The organism is Listeria cornellensis FSL F6-0969, assembly GCF_000525855.1.
In the GTDB taxonomy this organism is placed as follows: domain Bacteria; phylum Bacillota; class Bacilli; order Lactobacillales; family Listeriaceae; genus Listeria_A; species Listeria_A cornellensis.
In genome coordinates this window covers 1-687 of record NZ_AODE01000089.1, presented here as the reverse complement: position 1 = coordinate 687, position 687 = coordinate 1, and the positions used below count along the sequence as shown (strand labels likewise).

The following is a 687-nucleotide window of genomic DNA, read 5'->3' as shown; positions in this document are numbered from 1 at the left end:
GTGAACACAGAAAAAGCAGGTGTCTATCACGTGACATACAGCGTGACAGATTCCGATGGCAATACCACAACGAAGACCATCCAAGTCACCATTTTAACCAACGATGCCCCTGTAATCACAACAAGCGACGTTTACCTGAAAGCAGGCGACACGTTTAACCCACTTGACGGCATCACAGCAAGTGACCTCGAAGATGGCGATCTAACGTCCAGCATCCAAGTCGTATCCAGCAATGTAAACATGAAATCCGAAGGGCTATACGCGGTCGTGTATTCCGTGACAGATTCCGACGGCAATACGACAACCGTAACACGTCACGTATACGTGCGCACCAACGACAAACCAGAAATTCACGTATCTGACCAAACCTTCAAAGCCGGTTTCGCATTCGATCCAATGACGATTGTTTCCGCGAGTGATTTAGAAGATGGCGATGTAACAAAAGCAGTCAAAATCACGAGCAACAACGTGAATCCAGATGTTGCGGGCACATACGCGATCACATACAGCGTGACCGATTCCGATAACAACACCACAACGAAAACCATCACGGTGACCGTTTTAACCAACGAAAAACCAGTGATCACAGCAGCCGATCGTACCGTTAAAGCACACCTTGCGTTTGACCCAATGACAGGCGTTTCCGCAAGTGACTTGGAAGACGGCGACATCAGCGACAACATCAAA

Annotated in this window: 1 protein-coding gene; it reads left to right on the top strand. The window is 48.2% G+C overall.

Translation table 11 applies throughout. The features are described from left to right. Nucleotides 1-687: immunoglobulin-like domain-containing protein (locus PCORN_RS16850; protein WP_036082759.1), on the top strand; the 687-nt coding region annotated here is incomplete at both ends.